The organism is Bacillus sp. YH3-2-B2 (assembly GCF_053663335.1).
The window spans coordinates 90,825-112,172 of sequence record NZ_JBSJQE010000003.1 but is presented as its reverse complement, the minus strand read 5'-3'; the positions used below and the strand labels follow the sequence as shown (position 1 = coordinate 112,172).

The following is a 21,348-nucleotide window of genomic DNA, read 5'->3' as shown; positions in this document are numbered from 1 at the left end:
CCTTAGGTGGGAGGATTATTACATGCTGTTTATTATGCTGTAAACAAACGCAACAATAAATAATGGATAAGAGATAATAGCAATTAGTTTTGAAGATTTGCTCTTTTTTTCAAATGTGTATATTAGTGCAAATCCTAAAAAGAATATTGTGACAAACCAAGAAGAATAGGACGGGTACAATGCAATAAGTAAGACAATAAGAGTGGATAACGCAAAAGAAGAGTCAAGTGTTATTTTCTGATCGTTTTTCAAATAAACCGCCTCCTTACACGTATTCCACATTAGACCGCTTAAAGAAGGTGTTGTGGTTGATCAGCCAATTGAATATTTCATGCTGCAATTGTGCGGTTCTATGATGGTAAAGGCCTCGCCGTGTTCCATATTGTTAAAATCCTTAAAATGAGGCGTTCTAGTCTGTCATTTCCTAAAACAGTGTTTTACTCTTGTTACAAATATGCAAGAAGGGCGGTTTGACCTTGTATAGAGTGTTTATAATGCTGTTAATTTTGTTATGTATAACATTAGGGTGTCAAAACCAACATAACAAACATTTTATGGAGGCTGAGCAAACCATGGTCGGCTATGTCATTTTAAAAGGAGAGAATCAAGCAATTTTCATACCTAATGAAAAAGCTGATGTTAAAGACTATGAAAATCTTAGTGAAAAAGAGATTATTAAAAAGTATAGATCGGATATAGTTTTACTGGGGCTTAGTCAACTTAACAATAAAGATGACTTAAGCAAAGGACAAAAAATTCGTATTTGGTATAAAAAATTAAATGAATCTTCACCGCCAAAAACAAATATCTCAAAGTTTGAAAGGATTTAGTACCTATTCTTTAATTCTCAGAAATACCGCTGCAAAACTGAAGCGGCATATTGAACCGAAATAATGTCTTCAAACCTCACGTCATTCTTCATTCGCGGTGGCTTATTCCTGCCCCGGGATTTATTTGACGATTGTTGACTCAGGTGCAGAGAAGGCATATGTCAAGAACACATTTTGAATTACTGGGCACCTTGAATAAAGCCAGCATTCCCATATTCACATGCGAAGAGATCGGTACTGAACGCTGGATCATACATTTGAACAAGCTTGCGAGGCTTTGATAAAGAAAGAACAGTCAAGAGACGAACCATTACATACATATAATACTCCTGTGAAAGCGGGGGTGTAGTTTTGGAACCTTACCAACGTTATGAGGAATTAAAGAAGAAAACAATAAAGGTTGTCCATAAAGATAATTACAGTATCCGCTATATAGAACAGGATGAAGCGAGTAATGACTTAGATGAATTTTATAAACAATTTGCTCAGCATTTATTGGAGGCTGCTTTGGAAAGGAGTGCAGAGTAAGCTTCTTTTTTTGATTTGTTTGTGGTAAGTATCTTAATAAACGGCTTTATCGGTACTGATATTAATCACATGCGTCACTTCTTGCAGCAAAGCGGCTTCTGCGACATTTTGTCCGCCGATAAGGTTGGTTTGAATGGCTTCAAAGGGATTATCCTCACATGTCGGAACCTGCTTCAGCGCAGCTGTGTGAAAGACAATATCAACACCTTTCATCACTTGGTTGACTCTTCTGTAGTCACGAACATCGCCGAGCACAAACGACAGTCTTTGTTCATCCGCGTATTTTTGTTTCATCACATATTGTTTGCTGTCATCTTTGCTGAACACAATAACTTCTTTAGGGGTTAAGAGCAAAAGGCGTTTTACTATTTGGCTTCCGATTGATCCTGTTCCGCCTGTGACGAGAACAGTTTTATCGTGAAAAAACGGTTGTAGCTCTACTGCTTGCTGTTTAGGCATGGCTTATCCTCCAACTCTCGTTTCTCTACCATGCATCATATGTTGAACAATTTCAGCGAGTTAATGAAAGAAACCAATAAATCAAAAATTAGAGAAAAACATTAATCTGATGCGCTTTCATATGGCTTTACCCGATTAATAGAATAGAAATCACAAATAAAACATTGTACTAAATATTCATTTCAAATATTTGTCCACGTCAATTTTTTCTCTCCATAAATTCTCACATGCGGACAATCTTCACAAAAACTTAACACTGAACTTCCTGTATGTATTTTACAATTAAAGTGCACGTTCATAAAAGGAGGATGGAAAATGAATCATTCAAAAACACTTTTGTTAACCGCGGCAGCCGGATTGATGCTCACATGCAGTGCGGTTTCTTCCCAGGCCAAACATAAGCTGTCTGATCCTTATCATTTTACCGTGAATGCGGCGGCGGAAACGGAGCCGGTTGATACAGCCGGTGATGCAGCTGATGATCCTGCGATTTGGCTCGACCCCAAGAATCCTCAGAACAGCAAATTGATCACAACCAATAAAAAATCAGGCTTAGTCGTGTACAGCCTAGAGGGAAAGATGCTTCATTCCTATCATACCGGGAAGCTGAACAATGTTGATATCCGCTATGATTTTCCGTTGAACGGAAAAAAAGTCGATATTGCGGCGGCATCCAATCGGTCTGAAGGAAAGAATACCATTGAGATTTACGCCATTGACGGGAAAAACGGCACATTACAAAGCATTACGGATCCAGACCGCCCGATTGCATCAGCAATTGATGAAGTATACGGTTTCAGCTTGTACCACAGTCAAAAAACAGGAAAATATTACGCGATGGTGACAGGGAAAGAAGGCGAATTTGAACAATACGAATTAAATGCGGATAAAAATGGATACATATCCGGCAAAAAGGTAAGGGCGTTTAAAATGAATTCTCAGACAGAAGGAATGGCAGCAGACGATGAATACGGCAGTCTTTATATCGCAGAAGAAGATGAGGCCATCTGGAAGTTCAGTGCTGAGCCGGACGGCGGCAGTAACGGAACGGTTATCGATCGTGCCGACGGCAGGCATTTAACCCCTGATATTGAAGGACTGACGATTTACTACGCTGCTGACGGGAAAGGTTATCTGCTTGCATCAAGCCAGGGTAACAGCAGCTACGCGATTTATGAAAGACAGGGACAGAACAAATATGTTGCGGACTTTCAGATAACAGACGGGCCTGAAACAGACGGCACAAGCGATACAGACGGAATTGACGTTCTGGGTTTCGGGCTGGGGCCTGAATATCCGTTCGGTCTTTTTGTCGCACAGGACGGAGAGAATATAGATCACGGCCAAAAGGCCAATCAAAATTTTAAAATGGTGCCATGGGAAAGAATCGCTGATAAAATCGGCTTTCATCCGCAGGTCAATAAACAGGTTGACCCGAGAAAACTGACTGACAGAAGCGGAAAATAAACATGAAAAAAGCAGCTTATCCAAGCTGCTTTTTGATGTGAAGAGCGTTTCATGAGAAAGTCTTGGAACGGATAGCCGTAAGCACAGCCGGCAGCCGGTCATACGTGTACGCCGGTACTGTCTCTTGATAATTAAGTGCCGCGATTTGTTTACGTTCACCCGGGTTTGTCATATAAAAATGGATCTTATCCGCAAAATCCGCAAACCCGCTGTAAGAAACAAATGATGAAAACGGGGGCGCGGGAGAAAGGTCTGTCAGCTGAAAGGCCTGACAAGCCGCAATGTCTAAGCTTCTCGTATTTAAACTGGTATTTTCGATGCCGCGTCCGTTCTGATTGAGCGCAAACCGATAAGAACGGTGAGGGTTTAAGACCACGTCTGCGCTGTTGTAATATAATGCGGCATGTTCGGGTTCAATCCATTCATCCATTACGAGCACATTTTGCTGCCTGGCGATTTTTTTAGGCAGATGTCTGCGCCATCCCTTCCCGATAATACGAAGCGTATACGGAAGCTTCGCCGCTGCTTTCACCAGTTCAACGCGGTTCGGATACGGGTATCCGATCAGAAGCAGATTTGTGTGAAGAGAGGCTTCAGCAGGTTGTTTCTTAAAAAGCCGCTGATTAACGGGGATCGGGACATAATATACGTGCTGTAAGCCCATTTGCCGGTAAGCATCAAGCGCGTTTTGTTCTATCGTTAAAACGGCATCGGCAAGCGGGGCGATTGTCATGCTCACATCGAAATAAAAAGGATCCTCCGTCATCCATAGATAAACGGGAATCTGTTCTGTCTTCAGCCATTGAAGCCATTCAGACGGAATACGGTCTCCCGTCATCATCAGACTGATGTCTGGTTTGAATGCCCGTATACTGCGGATGGTATCTTCCTCAAACTCAGAAACAGAAAAAAAGCGGACGGAAGACTGTAAAAAGCCTTCCTCGATCCAGCGGTCAAAATACGTGTATATGCCTTTATATCCTGAACGGATATATAAAACGTTCATATGCTGTTACGAAGTGAACGTGACACTTTCAACTTTGTCGACGTCAAGCAATGTTGTAGCAGAGCCTGCCGGTGTAACGGAATTTTCCTGCGTAACAAAAACGATTCCGTGAATTTCGTCAAAGGAAACAAATTGAACCGGGCCGATCATGTCTCCTGAATCCATTACAATGCTGATGACAGTGCCGGGCTGAATTCTTGCAAAAATCCATCTCGCCGCTAATGAAATACCGCTTCCCAATACAGATTGTGCACTGAGACTGTCTTTCGCCGCTGCTTCATCTACTTTTGCATCAATTGCCGATTCCAATAATTCTTTTACGCTGTTTTTCACGTTATCTCCTCCATCTGTGCCGCCAGATAAAGCGCTGTTGTCAAATACAGGGGCTAAAAGAGTTTTCAATAAGTTCTTTTTAAGCTCCAAACGATCCTCGCTCATGCGGACATACACCTCCTTTAACAATTTCAACCTCACGTTTATTCATATTCCTGATTGAAGAGATTGGTATAAGTCGAATGCCGTTTTGCTTGTGTTTTTTTCAATATTTAATCAAACAGCTGAATTTTCGAATCAGGCTTTGTTTGCCTATGCGGATTGTAAGAGAATGACATACGTTGTATAGATTAAAAAATGAAGGAGAGGAATATTTTGGATTCAGGAGAAACTGTAAAACACGGGGGTTTTGAGGAGGAATTTCAGCTCGTACTGCTTCTTCTTCTTTTGTTATCTCATCAGCCGTCCGGAGATCATTCAGATTTGCGGCGTCAGCTTATAATGGCAAAAGAGCTTGGGGTTCCTGTACCGCGCGTCAATCTGATTAACGGCAGCACACTGCAGAACGTAATTGTCAAAGAAGTGCTGTCAGATTTGGCCGTTTTTCAAAATCCGCTCAATAATACGAGATCAAACGTCGCGATTTCAAGCATCGTCAGCTGGGGTGCTTTTTAATAACGGATATCAGGCTCTGTCTCTTTCGGAGCCGTTTTTTACGTTTTACAGAAGGGGTGATGGGATGGAAAAGAAGATCTCAATTATCTTAACGAGTTACAACAAACCGGATCTTGTGAAACAGGCGATTGAAAGTGTTTTGCATCAGACCTACAGCAATTGGGAGCTGTTTGTGATGGATGATCATTCAAATGAAGAAACCTCGGCTGCCATCAGTACGTATATAAAAGATCCTCGCATATATTATGACAACAGTTTTATCAATCCGGCCGAACGGCTGAAGTCGACCCGGTATGCCGTTTTGATTAATGATGCGCTTTCACGGGCCGAAGGCGAATACATCACTTATTTGACAGACGACACCGTATTTCATCCGAATAGGCTCAGCCGCATGGCGGAAGCGCTTAATCAATGCAGCGAGTTTGATGCCGTCTATTCCAGCCAGAAGGTGATACATGTAAACGGGCGCGGAACAGAACAATTCCACTTCTATCGTTTCGCTGAAGAGGTGCTTGATCAGGCCGCTTTTCTCGTTGATCACTGTTCAGTGATGCACCGGAGATCATTGCTTGAGCGTGTGAAAGAGAAGTTCGGCAGCTTTTGGGACGAAGATGTTATCCATTGGAATCACGGAGACTCTGTTTTTTGGAGCAGGCTCAACACATTTACATCATTTCTGCCGATAAAAGAAGTGTTGGATACGACCTATAAAACACCCCACTCATTTCAGAACACGTATCAATCGCTTCCGTCTGTCCTGATCGACGGATCCTTTGTAAAGGGGACGGATCAGAAAGTATATCAGCTTGACCGAAATAAAAGGAAGCCTGTAAACGAGCGCTGGCATACGTTATATGAAGGCCGAACCGTCGTCATTCCGGATCCGTTTTTATTTCAATATGAGGAAGAGGACTCCGCCAGTATTCCGAATTTTCAGCTCGTCAGGGATCAGTTTCATGTTTATTTTATAGAAGACGGGGAGAAAAGGCTGGTTGATCATAGCGCATTTCGCTTTTACCGATTTAAACGGCATGACATTCCGGCTTTAGAACGGGCCGAAATACAATCGCTTCCGGACGGTCCGCCGATCAGCCGGGGGGCATCGGGCTGTATTCAACATCTGCCCGGGAGAATGCTGTTTCGCATTGAACGGAAATTTTATGTTTATTTGAGAGGGGTTCTCCATCCGATCAGTCATGACGTAGCGAAACGCTTTTTTGCGAATCAGAAGGCGATACCCATTTCCTTTCAGCAAATTAAACAATTACCAATTGGAATGCCGTTCTATCCGGTGTACGATGAAATTATAAGAAATCTCAATATAACAAAAGGTTGAGAGATGCAGTCGGATGTGTAAGGAAAAGGAGAGCTTTTATGACCGATCAATTTGATAAAACCGAGAAGCAGTATATAGAGCTTACTTCCGGCATTCAGAGGTTCGAGCATTTCAGTGTATATACGGACCCTTTTTTGCCGCAGATTTTTTCGCATAACTTTGTTCAGCTGCACCGTACATTTCCGTTAGACAAACTGCTGCCGTTTTTTTCGTCCGTTCCGGGCATGCTTCAAGCCAATTATATTCATGTGAAAGCGTCTCCGGAGCACGCATTTCCGCTTCTTCTGAAACAAACTCTGGTAAAGCAGGGCTGCGTAGTGGAAGATGAGCTGTTTTTTGCAAGGAAACTGGCAAATGGGGACCTGCAGGCAGGACACCCGCTCACTGCTTGGGGGACGGAAAAAAGCCTCGCCGACGGGTCGTCTATTATGAACATCTATGATGCCCTTTACATTGGCGAGGCGGCGGCCGAACAAAAGCTTGAGCGGAAATATCCTTTGTATAAGGACGGAACGGTTATGCTTGTCGTGTGCTACAGCGACGCCTCGCAAACGATTCCGATCGGCTGCGGAGAGCTTTTCATCAACAAAGCAGATAAAACCGCAAAAATAGAAGAAGTCGCAATTCTGGATCAATTCCAACGAAAAGGCTACGGATCGATATTGATGAATGAGCTGATGGCGGCGGCAAAGCTGAACGGCATGGAAACCGTATACCTTGTGACGTCCGGGATGGACGGTGTAAACCGCTTTTATGAAAAACTCGGTTTCAAAAGATTTCGGCGCGTGCATACAATTTTTCATTATTTTCTTACATAGTTGGGCATTCGCATAAACCAATTGGGAGTTGGCCCGCATACAATGCCGTATATCGTAAGAAGAAAGGATGATTTGCGTATGTACGGATACGGATATGGCTACGGTTGCGGCAGTTTTGGCTATGGTTACGGGCACGGCGGCTGCGGAGGCGGAACCAGCACTTTTGTGCTGATCGTTGTATTGTTTATTTTATTAATCATCGTCGGTGCGGCTTTTATTTGTTAGACTGAAAAAAATCCTATAATGAAAATCAGCCTGCAGAGAACATCACTTTCTGCAGGCTTTTTGTTATTTCCATGCTGAAAAATCAGCTTGAAAAACATTTTAATACATATTACCTTTCTGGAGAAGGGGGAGAAAATGTGAACATAACGATTGAAGAATTACCCGAATCCAGAATTGCTTATTTCCGAAACGTCGGAGAGTATGGAGGAAAGCAAAACAAAGAACTGATGGAGTCATTTAAAAACTGGGCACAATTGAATGGCCTGCTTGATTATTCTGTCATTTTAGGAATTCCGCAAGATCATCCGAATCGTACTCCTAAAGAGAAATGCCGCTATGATGTTTGTCTTGTTATCAATCAAGACCATGTGCCTGAACCAGCCCGGATCGGTACATTTTCCGGAGGGAAGTACGCTGTTTTCTTGCTTGATCATACAAAAGAGGCAGTCAGCGGATTTTGGAACACTGTTTTTTCTGAGATCGAAAAAAATAATTTATCAATCAGAGAACAGCCCATTATCGAAAGGTATACTTTACAAAAGGTGAATCATCATTTGTGTGAAATATTGATTCCCATACAGTAAAGAAGACGGGAATTTTCCGCCTCTTGCTTATACTGATTCAGATCAAAAATGATGTGATGATAAGCTGAGCAGATAAATAGCAGAACCGAAGAAAGAATAAAATCAACAGTAGTAATAGAATTTCCAGAACGCTCTTCAGGCTGTCGGGACATCTCCGGCAGCCTGTTTTACAGAAAGGTATTTTCTGCAAAAAACTTTTTGAAGGAAAGAATGCGGTTATTCATCTGTTCATACAATGAAGCAAATGGGTTTTCGAGGTGGAAAGATATGGGGAGCTATTTAATCAAACCGGAGCTTGACGCAAATTATCCGTCAGTCAGTCATGGAAAGGGATCATATGTGTATGATCAGGAGGGGAACAAGTATCTTGACGGAGCATCGGGGGCGGTCACTTGCAATATCGGTCACGGCACGGAGGATATTATACAAGCTTTAAAAGAGCAGCTTGACTCCGTTTCGTTTGTGTATCGCTCGCAATTCACCAGTACTCCGGCAGAAGAACTGGCTTTATTTCTGGCCGATCATCTGCCGGGCGGGCTGAATTGGTCATTTTTTGTAAACAGCGGCTCAGAGGCAGTCGAAACAGCGATGAAAATAGCCGTTCAATATTGGCAGGAAAAAGGGCAATACCAAAAATCCGTCTTTCTATCAAGATGGGGCAGTTACCACGGCATTACTTTGGGAGCGCTTTCATTATCAGGGTTCTACGAACGGAGATACCGCTTCACCCAGCTGCTTGAACGGTTTCCGGCCGTTTCAGCGCCTAATATGTATCGTTCAGAGCTGCAGGGAGAGGAATTTGTGAAAGCTGCGGCGGCTGAACTGGAAACGGCTGTTCAGCGGATCGGTTCCTCATTTATTGCGGGTTTTGTCGCAGAGCCGATTGTCGGAGCAGCCGGGGCGGCCATCACTCCGCCGGCAGGTTATTATGAAGCGCTTGAGGTTGTCTGCCGCAGGCACGGTATTTTGTTTATTGCGGATGAAGTCATGACGGGGCTCGGGAGAACAGGGCGGATGCTTGCTTCTGAGCATTGGGGGATCGCCCCTGATATCGCGGTGCTCGGAAAAGGGTTAGGCGCCGGTTACGCTCCGATTGCGGCAGCTGTTGCGTCTGATGACATCATTGAAACGATCAAGCGGGGCTCCGGGGTCATTATGAGCGGACATACGTACAGTGCCAACCCATACTGTGCAAGAGCGGCGCTTGAAGTGCTTCGCTATGTCAAGAAACACGAGCTGCTTCGGCAGTCAGAGGAAAAAGGCGTAATGCTGAAGCGGAAATTAGAAGAAATCAAAGACCGCAGCGGGGTGATCGGGGATGTCCGCGGTAAAGGCCTCCTGATCGGGGTTGAATTCGTTAAGGATAAAACGACGAAGGACGTTTTTTCGAAAAAACAGGCCTTCACCGAAAAAATCATTAAAGCGGCAAAAAAACGGGGCCTGCTTATTTACCCTGCAAAGCCCGGTATTGACAGCGGAGAAGGAGACGCCGTCATTATCGCCCCGCCGTTCACGATTTCATATGCGGAGCTGGATGAGCTGTCAGATCTATTTTCCCAGTCCGCAGAAGAAGCTGAAAAAATGATGAAGAAGGATTGAGCTGATATGTCTATTTTTCATAAAAAAATCGATATTCATGAAGCAATTGCCGATGTCAAGGACGAATCTGTCATCATGTTCGGCGGTTTTGGAGGAGTGGGTTCACCTCCGTCATTAATCGAAGCGATTTTGGAAAGCGGCGTTAAAGAATTGACCGTCATCTGCAATGATGCCGGATTTCCGGAAATCGGTATCGGCCCGCTTATCGTTCATAAGCGGGTAAAAAGGCTGATCGCTTCCCATATCGGTTCAAATCCTGTCGCGGGCAGACAAATGACTGACGGAGCGCTTGAGGTGGAATTTTCGCCGCAAGGGACGCTTGCTGAACGGATTCGCGCAGGCGGAGCGGGGCTAGGCGGTATTTTAACTGATATCGGCATTGATAACGCAACCGTTTGTGAAAACAAAGAAACCGTAACGATTGACGGAAAGTCCTATTTAGTTGAAAAAGCGCTGACGGCTGATTTCGCTTTTGTGTCCGCACATATTGCTGATGAATTCGGAAATCTGACGTTTGACAAAACGGCGCGCAACATGAACCCACTGATGGCTGCTGCGGCCGAAAGAACATTTGCTGAGGCGGCAGAGATTGTGCCTGCCGGCGAACTTGACAGCGAGCATATTGTAACGCCGGGCGTTTTCGTAGAGGGTGTCGTGCAAAGTGAAGGAGTGAAGTGGAGATGGGCTTGGGAATAGCGGAAAGAGAGAGTATCGCGAGGCGGGCCGCCAGTGAAATTACCCCAGGTATGATTGTCAACCTGGGGATCGGCATTCCTTCTTTAGTGCCGAACTTTCTGCCGGCCGGCATGGAGGTAATGCTGCAGGCGGAAAACGGCGTCCTCGGTATCGGCGGTAGTCCGGAGCGCGGAGAGGAGGATGAGCTTTTATGCAATGCGGCCGGATTTCCTGTCAGTACAGTTAAGGGTGCTTCCTATTTTGATTCAGCTCTGTCTTTTGCCATGATCAGAAAAGGGCTGATAGATATTACCATTTTAGGCGCGCTCCAAGTCAGCAGGACAGGTGATCTCGCCAATTGGCTCGTGCCGGGGAAAAAAGTGCCCGGAATGGGCGGGGCGATGGAGCTTGCCCAAGGCGCGAAAAAAGTGGTTGTCGTCATGAGCCACACCGATCAGAAAGGCCGGCCGAAGCTGGTCGAAAGCTGTTCATTGCCGCTTACAGCAGCGGGCTGTGCAGATCTCATCATTACAGAGAAAGCCGTCATCAGCATAGATAAGAGGGCTTTTGTTCTTGAAGAACTGCTGAATGGCACGACCATAGACGATGTCATTCAAACAACGGATGCCGAAATCAGATTGGGAGAATGTTTTCTTAAAAGGGGGTCTGTCCATGGATCAATTAGAAAAGAAAGTCACTGAGTGGGCGGAAGAAAACACAGCAAAAGCGGTAAGCCTGCTGAAACGGCTGATCGGGGAAAAAAGCACGTTCGGCCATGAATTTAACGCACAGGCAGTCGTTTTAGAAAAACTGAGACAGTTTGACATGGATATTGATGTCTGGGAGCCGAGTGTCAAACAGTTGAAAGAGCATCCTTATTTTGTATCGGAACGCGAAGACTTCCATGAAAGCCCGAATATCACAGCCGTAAAGAAAGGGGCCGGGGGCGGAAGATCACTGATACTCAACGGACATATTGATGTTGTCCCGGAAGGAAATCCCGCCGCATGGACGTATGAACCGTTTACCGCTGTTGAAAAGGACGGCAAAGTTTACGGACGCGGTTCAACGGATATGAAAGGCGGCAATACAGCCCTCTTGTTTGCGTTAGAAGCGCTTGAAGCCTGCGGGATTACGTTAAAAGGAGATGTTCTGTTTCAAAGTGTCGTAGATGAAGAGTGCGGCGGCGCGGGAACACTGGCGGCTGTTATGAGGGGCTACAAGGCTGACGGGGCGCTTATTCCCGAACCGACTAATTTAAAGCTGTTTGTTAAGCAGCAAGGGTCTATGTGGTTCCGCATTACGGTAAGGGGATTGTCCGCACACGGCGGCACCCGCTATGAAGGGGTGAGCGCCATTGAAAAAAGCCTGCATGTCATCACAGCCCTTAAAGAGCTTGAACACGTCCGCAACGCCCGTATCACAGACCCGCTTTATCGGGACGTTCCGATTCCGGTTCCCATTAATATCGGCACCGTCCAAGGGGGAACGTGGCCATCATCGGTAGCTGACCGTGTGGTGATAGAAGGCAGGTGCGGAATAGCGCCGGATGAAACGCCCGAAGCAGTAAAAGAAGAGCTGGCAAGCTGGCTGAAAGATTTGGAGTACCGGGATGAATGGTTTAAACACCACCCCGCGGAAATAGAATGGTTTGGGGCTCAGTGGCTTCCGAATGATCTCCCGGATGAGCATCCGCTGATTTCCGCTCTGGAATCTTCTTTTGAGAAAATGAAAGAGGCAAAACCGGTTCGTGAAGCGTCCCCGTGGGGAACGGACGGAGGGCTTTTGCAGCACGCGGGACAGACGCCGGTCATCGTCTTCGGTCCGGGGGAAGTCAAGGCGGCGCATCAGGCGAATGAATACATTGAAGTCCGGGCGTTAATCGATGCCGTCAAAATCATTTCTCTTTTTATCATGGAATGGTGCGGGGTGGCAGATGGGGGTGACGGAGCTGATAAAGGAACTGAGGGCTGAAAGCGGAGCGGCCGAGATTGATGCAGACCGTTTCAATGAGCGGATCAGGGTCATTCGTTATGACGGACAGATCACGGCGCTTATACCGGCCGTTTTGGCAGAAGCAAAGCAAGAAGGAGCCCAAAAGGTGATTTTCTTTGCCAAGCGCGGCGATGAGCCGGAATTTGTCAAGCATCTTTTTATTGTTGAGGGTGTCATAGACGGGTATTACAACGGGCATGAGGCTGTTGTGATGGTGCGCTATTTATCAGAGGAACGGAGACGGTCAGATTCATATGTATCAGAAGATTCGACTGTTGACTGTTTATATGAGACACCGCGGCGGGGACTGACTCAAACAGAAAGCACGCTGATGTTCAGAAAAGCGGACGAAGATGATGCAGACTGCTTATCGCACTTATATAAACATGTTTTTCTTACCTATCCGACTCCTGTCTTTAATCCCCTTTATATTAAAAAAACAATGAAAGAAAACACCATCTATTATGCCGCATTCGATCAGGATCGTCTCATTGGGGCGGCAAGCGCAGATATCAATCCGGTATTGGGGCACGCTGAAATGACCGATTGCGCGGTTCTGTCAGATTACAGGGGGAACTCCGTAACGGCACACTTGTTTAAAGCGTTGGAGCAGGAACTCGCTGGCCGGGGAATCATTCATCTTTTTTCCTTGGCCCGTGCAGCGTCTTACGGGATGAACGCCGTTTTGTATCATGCGGGATACGGCTACAGAGGCAGGCTTGTGAACAACTGCCGCATTTCAGAAGGGCTCGAAAATATGAATATATGGTGCAAGACTTTACGTTTGGCCATTCATAAGGAGGAATTCGTTTGACAAACAAATGGTTTCAGCCGAAGCGTCATTGGAAGGAGATTGAATTGTGGAAAGATGTGCCGGAAGACAAGTGGAATGATTGGCTGTGGCAGCTCACCCATACTGTAAGAACCGTCGATGACCTGAAAAAAGTCATTCATTTGACCGAAGAGGAAGAAGAAGGCGTCAGGATGTCTGTAAAAACCATTCCCCTGAACATTACGCCTTATTATGCTTCTTTAATGGATCCCGATAACCCGAGATGTCCGATCCGCATGCAGTCCGTGCCGCTGTCAGAAGAAATGCACAAAACGAAATATGACCTTGAAGATCCGCTGTTTGAAGATGAAGATTCACCGGTTCCCGGTCTTACGCACCGCTATCCCGACCGCGTTCTTTTTCTGGTGACAAATCAATGCTCGATGTATTGCCGATACTGCACCAGAAGGCGTTTTTCCGGACAGATCGGAATGGGGGTGCCGAAAAAACAGCTCGATGCGGCAATCGCTTACATCCGGGAAACGCCGGAAATCCGTGACTGCCTGATTTCCGGCGGAGACGGGCTTTTAATCAACGATCAGATTCTGGAATATATTTTGAAAAACCTTCGTGACATTCCCCACCTTGAAATTATCAGGATCGGAACGAGAGCGCCCGTCGTATTTCCGCAGCGGATAACGGATAACCTTTGTCAGATTTTGAAAAAATATCATCCGGTCTGGCTGAACACTCATTTTAATACGAGCATCGAACTGACGGAAGAATCGGTTGCGGCGTGTGAAAAGCTCGTTAACGCAGGTGTTCCGGTCGGTAACCAGGCCGTTATTTTAGCAGGCATTAACGATTCGGTGCCGATTATGAAAAAACTCATGCATGATTTAGTGAAAATCCGCGTGCGTCCGTACTATATTTATCAATGTGATTTGTCAGAGGGAATCGGCCATTTCAGAGCGCCTGTTTCAAAAGGATTGGAAATCATTGAAGGGCTGAGAGGCCACACAACAGGCTTTGCCGTGCCGACCTTTGTCGTCGACGCCCCGGGCGGAGGCGGTAAAATCGCCCTGCAGCCGAACTACTTGCTCTCCCAAAGTCCGGAGAAAGTAGTGATCAGAAACTTCGAAGGGGTGATTACATCTTATCCCGAGCCGGAAAACTATATCCCGAATCAAGCCGACGACTATTTTGAATCTGTTTTTCCGGGAACGATGGCAAAACGCGAGCCGGTCGGACTGAGCGCCATTTTCGCGGACAAAGAGGTTTCGTTCACACCGGAAAATGTATCGAGAATCGACAGAAGGAAAACGTTTACAGCAAACCCTGATCATGAAACGCTGAAAGACCGCAGGGAAAAGAGAGATGAATTGAAAGAAAAGAAATTTATTGCACAGCAAAAGAAAGAGCAAAAAGCAGGATCGGAAGTCGGAGGTGAGTCGCCGTGAAGCCATGCGAGTGGTGCGGAAATCAGAAGGCGTCAGCTTGTCAGGCGGCTGTGTACTGGGAGCTTCCTGACGGTACGAGAGCCATAGAAATTACAGAAACACCCGCATTCGCCTGTTCCTCCTGCGGCATGACGTATCAGGAGGAAGCGGTCATAGCGGAAATCGAAAATCAGCTTTTTTTAGTCAATGCAAAAAAATTACCGGAAACACTCACATATCAAGAGCTGATGGGGACAGAACGGATCTTGAAACGGAATTATTTTGACTTCTCCTAGTCTTCTTTTGTTGTAATTTCACACTTGAATTGTATAATAGTACAACAAAAGACAGTCATCAGGAGGGGAAACCCATGAAATCCTTTTATCACTATTTGATGAAATACAGGCATCCCAAACCGCAGGACGCAATCAGCCGGTTTGCGAATCAGGCATACGAAGATCACGGCTTTCCGAAAACGTCAAGCGATTATCACGAGCTCAGTTCTTATTTAGAACTGAGCGCCGACTATTTAGAAACGATGTCGACATTTGATGAAGCTTGGGAAAAATATGAGACCGAGGTGCATCACGCCTGACGAAAAACCGCACATTGTGCGGTTTTTTCTGTTGAAATCACTCGCTTATGAGGTGCCGTATGATCAAATCCCGCAATGCCGTCCGTTTTGATCAGCACGTAAACAAATCTTCCTGACGGCACGGATCATAAGGCAATAGAATGTATAGCTGCAGAGTTCACCGGATCAGACCTGCTGCCGGCGGGGTTCCGTGTAAGGAGCCTCTTTTCACGGAGAAATCATCAAACATTTAAATGAAGTGAGAGGAATCAAATGATCTATGGTGAAGCACTGGCGTTTGGACGGAAAAGGGGATTTTATGTGACAAGGTTGAAGCGGATTGAAGTTGTGGCTTCATTGAAAGCCGAAACGAGTTTGGTTCTTCATGATAAACAAGCCATTACGAATATGCAGCCGGAATTGGATCTCCATACACCTTCGATGATGTGTTTCACGGCAAATCTTGAACATCACGGCGGTGATATTGTCAACATGCCTTCGGGCCGGGTATTTATCTTTGCGTCATGGAGAAATAAACAAAAACTCATTCAAAACAGGCGCTTTTTGTCTCGTCATTGTTACTGCTCATTCGATCGAGAGCGCAATGCCATCAGACGCTTCTGTTACGGTAAGTGAAAAAACGCACAAGCATGTTGCGGTTTTTGACATTTTGAACAGGTGCAGAAATAGATATTTCCTGTGGTTTTCATGCCCATGCGAAATGATGGCGGCCGGCATACGATAGCGTATGACAGTCCGCGGCAAGGGGGAGACAGCATGAAGCCAGATAAACCGAAATTTCAAGTGGGAGACATCGTGGTCGTCGTGATGTACGGAACCGTCGGCACCATTACGAAGGTTCATCAAATTGATAAACATTATCTTTATGAAGTCAATCATAATGAAGTGCTTTATTTTGAATCGTCCATCCAGCTTTATAAAGATTATGAGGGCGTAATCGTCGATATGGAAAAATTAGATATTGAATATGAATTTTTGATCGGCGATGTCGTATATGTAAAGGACTACGGAAAGGAATTATTCCGAGTTATCGGTCACAGAACTGAAATTTGGAGATATTTAGAGGATGGCTGGGAGGATATTATTTATGAGCTGACTCGGCTGAAAGACGGAGAGTGGCTTGAAACGGAGGAAGAGGATCTCACGCTGGTTCTGAGAAAATATGAAATGGATCAGTTTGTGCATCAGCTGCTGTTTGTCCACTATGTTGGGGAAGCATCTCATGAGATCGGCGAGGATACCGTCACGTCTGCTCTTCTTCAGTTTGAAGGCGATGCTGATGATCCCGATGCCCTGCATGTGCTGGCGGTATCGATTGTAGATGAGCTGCTTGATATTTATAACGATTATAAGATTCTTTATCATTTGTTCGGTGACGAAGAATATAAAGATATGATGAATTTTGTGCTGGAAAGCCTGCGGGAGCATTTCAGCTAGCCGGCAAAAAAACGGACGGTGACATATAAAAACCAGGGCAGACAGCCGGCAAAGATGACAAACGACATTCCTTTCAGCACTTTTTCCAATACGATATCAAATCCATCTCCGTCCAATAAAGCCATCATTTTCGTCATCATCTTTTCTCCCTCCGGGGCTTGTTTTTTAAAAGTATATGAGCGGACAAAACGTTTAGAACTTTCGGGTATAATTTGAACGGTTTTTTCATAAAACATAAAAAAGGAGGCGGTGTTTGCATGAAAGAAATAGATCTTGTGATTGACACAGAAGAAATAGCTGATTATTTTTACAGTCAGCTTGCTATGCGCGGGTACATACCGAGTGAAGAGGAAATCTTCGAAATAGCCGACATCACCTTTGATTATTTATTAGAAAAATGTATGATAGACGAAGAGCTTGATGAAGACTGAAACTGCGGAACCGAAGTGAAAAAGCTTCGGTTTTTTCAATCAGCTCGGGAGAATGAAACATGGGGGGAAAACGTTGTACAAGCCAGCAAGTCTTTTCGCATTGTTTATTCTGCTCGCAGCAGCGATCCGGATAGAAGCCGTCCGGGCTTTTGATGAGCGTGTGATAGAAGCGGCTGTCAGGATCAGGTCTGTCTGGCTGAATGAATTGATGTTATGGATAACGGAGCTCGGCACGACCGCGGTGCTTTTGCCGCTTCTTCTTTTGACAGGCGCAGCTCTGTATATGTACAAAAAAACGCCGGATGTTGTTTTTTTGCCGCTTCTCTTTCTCATTGAACGGATTGTAAACATAAAAATAAAAGAATTGATTGAAAGAGCCAGACCCGCTTTTGAACCGCTCGTCCATGAAACTTCATACAGTTTTCCGAGCGGCCACTCCATGAATTCGGCAGTGATGTATCCCATCATCGCTTACTTTTTGATCAAGCATGTTCCGTTTTTCACGAAAAGAAAGAGGGCCGTCACCGTCTTTACCGGAGTTCTCGTCATTCTGATCGGATTCAGCAGAATTTATTTGGGCGCGCATTTTCCGACGGATGTCCTTGCCGGATTCAGTCTCGGACTTTGCCTCATTTCGCTTTTTGCGCTCTTTGACGAAAAGTATCATCCGTTTCGACAAAAATAGAGACAGGAAAATTGAGAAAAAACGCTAATACTATTAAGAAATAAGAGGGAGGGATCTTGATGCTGTTATCGCTGCCCGTGTTTAAAAAAAAGACTTGTGCCTATGATGTGACGATTTTTCAAACACCCCGCTACGGCGAGAAAAAGGGATACAGGGTCGTCTATCGGACAGAGCTGGCCGCTGACAATCATCAAGACGCACTGGAAAGGGCATTTTCTGTTTTTAATGTGCCTGATACGGTCCCAAACGACTATCAAGCCAGATTCATAGCGACCGGAGACGTCATACTCATAGACGAAGGAAGAAAAGGAAAGACCTATTACAGGCTTAACCCTGCGGGATGGAGTAAAATTAACCGGCTGCTCGTCCAGCCGAGGTAAGACGGGGCCGGCTGAATCTTCAGCCGGCTTCCGTATTGTCTGGGAAAGACAGTGTTAAGGCTTCCGTTTAGCGGCGGAATGCTCTTTTCCATGCGCTTCATCAGCTGCAATGACGTCTGAAACGGGCACGTGATTGTTCTTTTTCTGGCCGGTCACCCGGTTGCGCTGTTTTTTGCCCATTATGTTCACTCCTTTTTCTTTAGGCTGTCATCCCGCATATTCTGCCCAAGATCGCCCTGATCATGCTGATGATTGTCTCTTACCGTTATTCAGTGTACAATGGGTGGGAGTTTGAATAGGCAGGAGGAAAAGGAAATGAGTGTACATATAAACGCAGAAAAAGGCCAAATTGCGGATACAGTGCTTTTGCCGGGAGATCCGCTCCGAGCGAAATTTATTGCGGAAACGTATCTTGAAAATGTGGAATGCTATAATGAAGTCAGAGGAATGTACGGATTTACGGGTACATATAACGGCAAAAAAGTATCAGTCCAAGGCACCGGCATGGGTGTTCCGTCTATCTCTATTTATGTGAATGAACTGATTCAAAGCTATGATGTTCAAAACTTAATCAGAGTCGGCTCATGCGGAGCCATCCGTAATGACGTGAAGGTGCGTGACGTGATTTTGGCGATGACGTCTTCAACGGATTCACAGATGAACCGTGTCGCCTTCGGCAGTGTAGATTATGCTCCTTGCGCAGACTTCGAACTGCTTCATAAAGCGTACCAGGAAGCGCAAAAAAACAATCTTCCCGTAGCGGTCGGAAGCGTATTCACCGCCGATCAGTTTTACAATGAAGACTCCCAAATCGAAAAGCTTGCCAGATACGGCGTCCTCGGCGTAGAGATGGAAACGACTGCTTTATATACGCTTGCCGCTAAATACGGCAAAAAAGCGCTGTCTATCCTGACTGTAAGCGATCACGTATTAACGGGAGAAGAAACAACGGCAGAAGAGCGTCAAACGACTTTTCATGATATGATTAAACTGGCGCTGCATACTGTATCGTAAACTTGAGATGAGGGTTATGCTGATTAAAGCAGCCCTCTTCTTTATGCATCGCCCTGATTCAAAAAAAGAAAGGTAAGGGTAAAATGAAGAAATCCACTAAATGGTTCTCGCTCGCTGCCGCTCTCAGCGTAACCGCAATCGTGGGCACCGGCTGCAGCATTTCAGGCGGCGACAGCCATAAGGACACAAAAACAGCAGCTGAAACAAAACAATCAGATGACACATCAAGCAAAAAAACAACGAAGACAGAAAACAGCGATTTTGTATTGGAGAGCAAATATTTTAATGATATTAAAGAAGTGAACGGGCTTGAGACCATTCAAAACCCGACAAATACACTTGCGCTCGTGAATAAGACATATACGCTGCCGGGAGATTATAAACCGAATGATCTCGTGATCCCGAAAGTCGAATTTTCTTTTACTGAGAAGATCGAGAAACGATATATCCGCAAACCTGCCGCCGATGCTTTGGCGGAACTATTCAGCGCCGGGAAAAAAGAAGGTTATGACCTGGTTGCCGTTTCAGGATACCGCTCTTATGACAGACAGAAAGTTATTTTCGATAATGAAGTCAGTCTGAAAGGTGAAAAAAAGGCGAAAGAAGCCGTCGCATATCCGGGGCAAAGCGAACACCAGACGGGGCTTGCCATGGACATTTCCAGCAAAAGCAACGGATATGAGCTGAATGAAGCGTTCGGAAACACGGCGGACGGCAAATGGGTGAAAGACCATGCGTATGAATACGGCTTTATCATCCGCTATCCTAAAGGCAAAGAAAATGTTACAAAGTATGAGTATGAACCATGGCATTTACGCTATGTAGGCAAAAAAGCGGCAAAAGCCATCCATGACCATCAATTAACGCTTGAAGAATATTTTAATGAAGTAAAGAAAGTGTAATGAGAAGAAGCCCGCTTGAAAAATAGAAAGCGGGCTTTTTTTATTACCAGAAGAGCAGACCTCCAAGCGCAAATCCGGTAATGAAACCAAGGCCGATACCGTAGGCTGCTCCCCAGCCTCCCCAGCCTCCTCCCCAATAACCGAATCCGTACCCTCTGTGACGGCCGCCGACAGGGGTGATATACACTTTGCTGTTAGTCACCCGTACGATTCTTCCGACGTGGACTCTGCCGTTTCGTTCTGTAATTCTTGCTACTTTTCCTTGGTGCTGCCGGCAAAGATGATAATAGTTTTGCATCTTTTCTCCTCCTATCCAACCTATCTTTCTATGTCAGCTTATGATAGAGTGCGGTAAAAAGGTTGGACGAAAACAGGAGGACAATTGCCGTTTTACTTGTAAGCGACAAAAGCGCAGTGTCCCATATATTCACGGTACGTCTGCATAAGCTCGTAATGAGCCGTCAGCGTATCGTAGTGAACCGGCTGAATAACGGGCGATAAATCCATTTCTGTAGTCGGCTCCTGCGCATTGTTTTCATAGACAGCGGGAATGAAATCCGCTTTCTGAAAGCCTTGCTGAAGCAATCTCTGTTTCCATGCCGTTTCATCCTGCAATACGGTAAAACCGTAGAAGTCTTTTATCTGCGTGATGGCGTTTTCCGGCATGGGCTTTTGTAAAGCAGCTTCAATGCCGATCAGCATGCCCCCGGGTTTAAGGACCCGCAGGATTTCAGACAGCGATGAATCAAGATTTGAAAAGGTGAGAACTGATTCGGAAAGAACGGCGGAAAATTGATTTTCAGCAAACGGAAGCCGCTCAAGCTCCGCCAAATAGCCCGGAATGGTTAAGCCTTCAGCGGCAAATCGTTTTGCTGCTTTTTCAAGCATAAGGGGATCCTTATCCACACAGGTGACGGGATACAGCAGGTGGCCGAGATAAGCGGCCGTCTGTCCCGTTCCGCAGCCGGCGTCAAGAATCGGTTCGTCAGGAGGAGGAGCCGCTTTTGTGAGAACGGCTTTGGAAAAAGCGAGCCCGCCCGGGTGAGCCCCTCCGACTCCGAATAAGGACAGCATTTCTAAATATTTGCTCAAAGGCCGAATCCTCCTTTTTTCCTCAGCATATGTTGAGAGAAAAGCATAGGTTTGGGTAAACGGGAAAGAAGGGCGCCTCACGTTTGAAGTTGACGAATGAGCGTTCGTCTATGATAATAATGTAAGAATAA

31 protein-coding genes are annotated in these 21,348 nt (G+C 45.5%); 23 read left to right on the top strand and 8 right to left on the bottom strand.

Going from position 1 to position 21,348, the window contains the following annotated elements:
• Window positions 1-18: 18 nt before the first annotated feature.
• A complete protein-coding gene (locus ACWJJX_RS10665) occupies window positions 19-252 on the bottom strand; it encodes a hypothetical protein (protein ID WP_025852477.1) in 234 nt (77 codons plus the stop codon).
• A 320-nt stretch (window positions 253-572) separates the two neighbouring features.
• Between ACWJJX_RS10665 and ACWJJX_RS10660 the strand changes: the two genes are divergently transcribed.
• Window positions 573-830, top strand: coding sequence for a DUF3221 domain-containing protein (locus ACWJJX_RS10660; RefSeq protein ID WP_454022497.1), 258 nt, complete (start codon window positions 573-575; stop codon window positions 828-830).
• 351 nt (window positions 831-1,181) lie between these two features.
• Complete coding sequence (gene sprB / locus ACWJJX_RS10655; RefSeq protein ID WP_003153662.1) at window positions 1,182-1,358, top strand: recombination directionality factor SprB; 177 nt, start codon at window positions 1,182-1,184, stop codon at window positions 1,356-1,358.
• A 33-nt stretch (window positions 1,359-1,391) separates the two neighbouring features.
• Here the strand turns inward: sprB and ACWJJX_RS10650 are convergent, their stop codons facing one another.
• Window positions 1,392-1,817, bottom strand: coding sequence for an SDR family NAD(P)-dependent oxidoreductase (locus ACWJJX_RS10650; RefSeq protein WP_003153663.1), 426 nt, complete (start codon window positions 1,815-1,817; stop codon window positions 1,392-1,394).
• A 315-nt stretch (window positions 1,818-2,132) separates the two neighbouring features.
• Here ACWJJX_RS10650 and phyC point away from each other — a divergent pair, with 315 nt between their 5' ends.
• Entirely contained in the window at window positions 2,133-3,284 is a 1,152-nt protein-coding gene (gene phyC / locus ACWJJX_RS10645) for a 3-phytase (RefSeq protein ID WP_070081991.1), read from the top strand.
• A gap of 49 nt (window positions 3,285-3,333) precedes the next feature.
• On the opposite strand, the gene ACWJJX_RS10640 is transcribed toward phyC, so the two are convergent.
• On the bottom strand, window positions 3,334-4,290 hold the full coding sequence (locus ACWJJX_RS10640; protein WP_063095002.1) for a CgeB family protein: 957 nt from the start codon (window positions 4,288-4,290) through the stop codon (window positions 3,334-3,336).
• Window positions 4,291-4,296: 6 nt separating this feature from the next.
• Window positions 4,297-4,728 carry a hypothetical protein gene (locus tag ACWJJX_RS10635; protein ID WP_003153666.1) on the bottom strand — a complete coding sequence of 144 codons (432 nt, stop codon included), beginning with the start codon at window positions 4,726-4,728 and terminating at the stop codon, window positions 4,297-4,299.
• Between the two features lie 210 nt (window positions 4,729-4,938).
• Here ACWJJX_RS10635 and cgeC point away from each other — a divergent pair, with 210 nt between their 5' ends.
• The 15 genes from cgeC (at window position 4,939) to ACWJJX_RS10560 (ending at window position 16,713) form a co-directional block, all read left to right on the top strand.
• Window positions 4,939-5,238, top strand: coding sequence for a spore maturation protein CgeC (gene cgeC, locus ACWJJX_RS10630; RefSeq protein ID WP_079891442.1), 300 nt, complete (start codon window positions 4,939-4,941; stop codon window positions 5,236-5,238).
• Between the two features lie 64 nt (window positions 5,239-5,302).
• The gene (locus ACWJJX_RS10625) at window positions 5,303-6,574 is read left to right on the top strand and encodes a glycosyltransferase family 2 protein (RefSeq protein WP_063636668.1); all 1,272 of its coding nucleotides are present in this window, start codon (window positions 5,303-5,305) and stop codon (window positions 6,572-6,574) included.
• Window positions 6,575-6,612: 38 nt separating this feature from the next.
• Entirely contained in the window at window positions 6,613-7,392 is a 780-nt protein-coding gene (locus ACWJJX_RS10620; protein ID WP_063636667.1) for a GNAT family N-acetyltransferase, read from the top strand.
• Window positions 7,393-7,470: 78 nt separating this feature from the next.
• Window positions 7,471-7,617 (top strand): YjcZ family sporulation protein, encoded by a 147-nt coding sequence (locus ACWJJX_RS10615; RefSeq protein WP_014418145.1) that lies wholly within the window; start codon window positions 7,471-7,473, stop codon window positions 7,615-7,617.
• Between the two features lie 137 nt (window positions 7,618-7,754).
• Window positions 7,755-8,201 carry an AraC family transcriptional regulator gene (locus tag ACWJJX_RS10610; RefSeq protein ID WP_014305226.1) on the top strand — a complete coding sequence of 149 codons (447 nt, stop codon included), beginning with the start codon at window positions 7,755-7,757 and terminating at the stop codon, window positions 8,199-8,201.
• 267 nt (window positions 8,202-8,468) lie between these two features.
• On the top strand, window positions 8,469-9,800 hold the full coding sequence (locus tag ACWJJX_RS10605; protein WP_094247863.1) for an aspartate aminotransferase family protein: 1,332 nt from the start codon (window positions 8,469-8,471) through the stop codon (window positions 9,798-9,800).
• A 6-nt stretch (window positions 9,801-9,806) separates the two neighbouring features.
• The gene (locus ACWJJX_RS10600; RefSeq protein ID WP_003153673.1) at window positions 9,807-10,496 is read left to right on the top strand and encodes a CoA transferase subunit A; all 690 of its coding nucleotides are present in this window, start codon (window positions 9,807-9,809) and stop codon (window positions 10,494-10,496) included.
• Window positions 10,481-11,176 carry a 3-oxoacid CoA-transferase subunit B gene (locus tag ACWJJX_RS10595; RefSeq protein ID WP_454022973.1) on the top strand — a complete coding sequence of 232 codons (696 nt, stop codon included), beginning with the start codon at window positions 10,481-10,483 and terminating at the stop codon, window positions 11,174-11,176. The genes ACWJJX_RS10600 and ACWJJX_RS10595 overlap by 16 nt, the downstream gene beginning before the upstream one ends.
• Window positions 11,148-12,449: a peptidase gene (locus ACWJJX_RS10590; RefSeq protein WP_031379011.1), complete on the top strand. Its 1,302-nt coding sequence runs from the start codon at window positions 11,148-11,150 to the stop codon at window positions 12,447-12,449. Before ACWJJX_RS10595 ends, ACWJJX_RS10590 begins: the two co-directional genes overlap by 29 nt.
• Window positions 12,412-13,284, top strand: coding sequence for a putative beta-lysine N-acetyltransferase (gene ablB / locus ACWJJX_RS10585; RefSeq protein ID WP_454022972.1), 873 nt, complete (start codon window positions 12,412-12,414; stop codon window positions 13,282-13,284). Before ACWJJX_RS10590 ends, ablB begins: the two co-directional genes overlap by 38 nt.
• Complete coding sequence (gene kamA, locus ACWJJX_RS10580) at window positions 13,281-14,702, top strand: lysine 2,3-aminomutase (protein WP_454022971.1); 1,422 nt, start codon at window positions 13,281-13,283, stop codon at window positions 14,700-14,702. Before ablB ends, kamA begins: the two co-directional genes overlap by 4 nt.
• Window positions 14,699-14,977, top strand: a complete 279-nt coding sequence (locus tag ACWJJX_RS10575; RefSeq protein ID WP_053573288.1) for a YokU family protein — start codon at window positions 14,699-14,701, stop codon at window positions 14,975-14,977. Before kamA ends, ACWJJX_RS10575 begins: the two co-directional genes overlap by 4 nt.
• 74 nt (window positions 14,978-15,051) lie before the next feature.
• The gene (locus ACWJJX_RS10570; protein WP_016936640.1) at window positions 15,052-15,276 is read left to right on the top strand and encodes a YozE family protein; all 225 of its coding nucleotides are present in this window, start codon (window positions 15,052-15,054) and stop codon (window positions 15,274-15,276) included.
• Between the two features lie 252 nt (window positions 15,277-15,528).
• Entirely contained in the window at window positions 15,529-15,891 is a 363-nt protein-coding gene (locus tag ACWJJX_RS10565; protein WP_416405601.1) for a VOC family protein, read from the top strand.
• 141 nt (window positions 15,892-16,032) lie between these two features.
• On the top strand, window positions 16,033-16,713 hold the full coding sequence (locus tag ACWJJX_RS10560; protein WP_077722471.1) for a hypothetical protein: 681 nt from the start codon (window positions 16,033-16,035) through the stop codon (window positions 16,711-16,713).
• On the opposite strand, the gene ACWJJX_RS10555 is transcribed toward ACWJJX_RS10560, so the two are convergent.
• On the bottom strand, window positions 16,710-16,853 hold the full coding sequence (locus ACWJJX_RS10555; RefSeq protein WP_012117771.1) for a hypothetical protein: 144 nt from the start codon (window positions 16,851-16,853) through the stop codon (window positions 16,710-16,712). The genes ACWJJX_RS10560 and ACWJJX_RS10555 overlap by 4 nt on opposite strands.
• 117 nt (window positions 16,854-16,970) lie before the next feature.
• Here ACWJJX_RS10555 and ACWJJX_RS10550 point away from each other — a divergent pair, with 117 nt between their 5' ends.
• The 3 genes from ACWJJX_RS10550 (at window position 16,971) to ACWJJX_RS10540 (ending at window position 18,209) form a co-directional block, all read left to right on the top strand.
• Window positions 16,971-17,144, top strand: coding sequence for a YozD family protein (locus ACWJJX_RS10550; RefSeq protein WP_003153696.1), 174 nt, complete (start codon window positions 16,971-16,973; stop codon window positions 17,142-17,144).
• 73 nt (window positions 17,145-17,217) lie between these two features.
• The gene (locus tag ACWJJX_RS10545) at window positions 17,218-17,829 is read left to right on the top strand and encodes a phosphatase PAP2 family protein (RefSeq protein ID WP_353575012.1); all 612 of its coding nucleotides are present in this window, start codon (window positions 17,218-17,220) and stop codon (window positions 17,827-17,829) included.
• A 59-nt stretch (window positions 17,830-17,888) separates the two neighbouring features.
• The gene (locus ACWJJX_RS10540; protein WP_003153700.1) at window positions 17,889-18,209 is read left to right on the top strand and encodes a YodL domain-containing protein; all 321 of its coding nucleotides are present in this window, start codon (window positions 17,889-17,891) and stop codon (window positions 18,207-18,209) included.
• 54 nt (window positions 18,210-18,263) lie between these two features.
• Here ACWJJX_RS10540 and ACWJJX_RS10535 read toward each other — a convergent pair whose 3' ends face one another.
• Window positions 18,264-18,389: a hypothetical protein gene (locus ACWJJX_RS10535; protein WP_003153701.1), complete on the bottom strand. Its 126-nt coding sequence runs from the start codon at window positions 18,387-18,389 to the stop codon at window positions 18,264-18,266.
• 135 nt (window positions 18,390-18,524) lie between these two features.
• On the opposite strand from ACWJJX_RS10535, the gene deoD reads away from it, so the two are divergent.
• Together deoD and ACWJJX_RS10525 are read left to right on the top strand one after the other, a co-directional pair.
• Entirely contained in the window at window positions 18,525-19,223 is a 699-nt protein-coding gene (deoD, locus tag ACWJJX_RS10530) for a purine-nucleoside phosphorylase (RefSeq protein WP_003153702.1), read from the top strand.
• Window positions 19,224-19,306: 83 nt separating this feature from the next.
• On the top strand, window positions 19,307-20,125 hold the full coding sequence (locus ACWJJX_RS10525) for a M15 family metallopeptidase (RefSeq protein WP_003153703.1): 819 nt from the start codon (window positions 19,307-19,309) through the stop codon (window positions 20,123-20,125).
• Window positions 20,126-20,168: 43 nt separating this feature from the next.
• On the opposite strand, the gene ACWJJX_RS10520 is transcribed toward ACWJJX_RS10525, so the two are convergent.
• Window positions 20,169-20,423, bottom strand: coding sequence for a hypothetical protein (locus ACWJJX_RS10520; RefSeq protein WP_003153704.1), 255 nt, complete (start codon window positions 20,421-20,423; stop codon window positions 20,169-20,171).
• A 92-nt stretch (window positions 20,424-20,515) separates the two neighbouring features.
• Complete coding sequence (locus ACWJJX_RS10515) at window positions 20,516-21,217, bottom strand: class I SAM-dependent methyltransferase (RefSeq protein ID WP_077722469.1); 702 nt, start codon at window positions 21,215-21,217, stop codon at window positions 20,516-20,518.
• Window positions 21,218-21,348 lie beyond the last annotated feature (131 nt).

Coding starts and splice junctions, on each gene's coding strand:
- ACWJJX_RS10560 (WP_077722471.1), top strand. CDS start 16,033: ATGAAGCCAGATAAACCGAAATTTCAAGTGGGAGACATCGTGGTCGTC.
- deoD (WP_003153702.1), top strand. CDS start 18,525: ATGAGTGTACATATAAACGCAGAAAAAGGCCAAATTGCGGATACAGTG.
- ACWJJX_RS10650 (WP_003153663.1), bottom strand. CDS start 1,817: ATGCCTAAACAGCAAGCAGTAGAGCTACAACCGTTTTTTCACGATAAA.
- ablB (WP_454022972.1), top strand. CDS start 12,412: ATGGGGGTGACGGAGCTGATAAAGGAACTGAGGGCTGAAAGCGGAGCG.
- ACWJJX_RS10540 (WP_003153700.1), top strand. CDS start 17,889: ATGCTGTTATCGCTGCCCGTGTTTAAAAAAAAGACTTGTGCCTATGAT.
- ACWJJX_RS10525 (WP_003153703.1), top strand. CDS start 19,307: ATGAAGAAATCCACTAAATGGTTCTCGCTCGCTGCCGCTCTCAGCGTA.
- ACWJJX_RS10555 (WP_012117771.1), bottom strand. CDS start 16,853: ATGATGACGAAAATGATGGCTTTATTGGACGGAGATGGATTTGATATC.
- ACWJJX_RS10635 (WP_003153666.1), bottom strand. CDS start 4,728: ATGAGCGAGGATCGTTTGGAGCTTAAAAAGAACTTATTGAAAACTCTT.
- phyC (WP_070081991.1), top strand. CDS start 2,133: ATGAATCATTCAAAAACACTTTTGTTAACCGCGGCAGCCGGATTGATG.
- ACWJJX_RS10605 (WP_094247863.1), top strand. CDS start 8,469: ATGGGGAGCTATTTAATCAAACCGGAGCTTGACGCAAATTATCCGTCA.
- ACWJJX_RS10570 (WP_016936640.1), top strand. CDS start 15,052: ATGAAATCCTTTTATCACTATTTGATGAAATACAGGCATCCCAAACCG.
- ACWJJX_RS10590 (WP_031379011.1), top strand. CDS start 11,148: ATGGATCAATTAGAAAAGAAAGTCACTGAGTGGGCGGAAGAAAACACA.
- ACWJJX_RS10600 (WP_003153673.1), top strand. CDS start 9,807: ATGTCTATTTTTCATAAAAAAATCGATATTCATGAAGCAATTGCCGAT.
- ACWJJX_RS10520 (WP_003153704.1), bottom strand. CDS start 20,423: ATGCAAAACTATTATCATCTTTGCCGGCAGCACCAAGGAAAAGTAGCA.
- ACWJJX_RS10640 (WP_063095002.1), bottom strand. CDS start 4,290: ATGAACGTTTTATATATCCGTTCAGGATATAAAGGCATATACACGTAT.
- ACWJJX_RS10565 (WP_416405601.1), top strand. CDS start 15,529: ATGATCTATGGTGAAGCACTGGCGTTTGGACGGAAAAGGGGATTTTAT.
- ACWJJX_RS10595 (WP_454022973.1), top strand. CDS start 10,481: ATGGGCTTGGGAATAGCGGAAAGAGAGAGTATCGCGAGGCGGGCCGCC.
- ACWJJX_RS10660 (WP_454022497.1), top strand. CDS start 573: ATGGTCGGCTATGTCATTTTAAAAGGAGAGAATCAAGCAATTTTCATA.
- ACWJJX_RS10550 (WP_003153696.1), top strand. CDS start 16,971: ATGAAAGAAATAGATCTTGTGATTGACACAGAAGAAATAGCTGATTAT.
- ACWJJX_RS10535 (WP_003153701.1), bottom strand. CDS start 18,389: ATGGGCAAAAAACAGCGCAACCGGGTGACCGGCCAGAAAAAGAACAAT.
- ACWJJX_RS10615 (WP_014418145.1), top strand. CDS start 7,471: ATGTACGGATACGGATATGGCTACGGTTGCGGCAGTTTTGGCTATGGT.
- ACWJJX_RS10620 (WP_063636667.1), top strand. CDS start 6,613: ATGACCGATCAATTTGATAAAACCGAGAAGCAGTATATAGAGCTTACT.
- ACWJJX_RS10625 (WP_063636668.1), top strand. CDS start 5,303: ATGGAAAAGAAGATCTCAATTATCTTAACGAGTTACAACAAACCGGAT.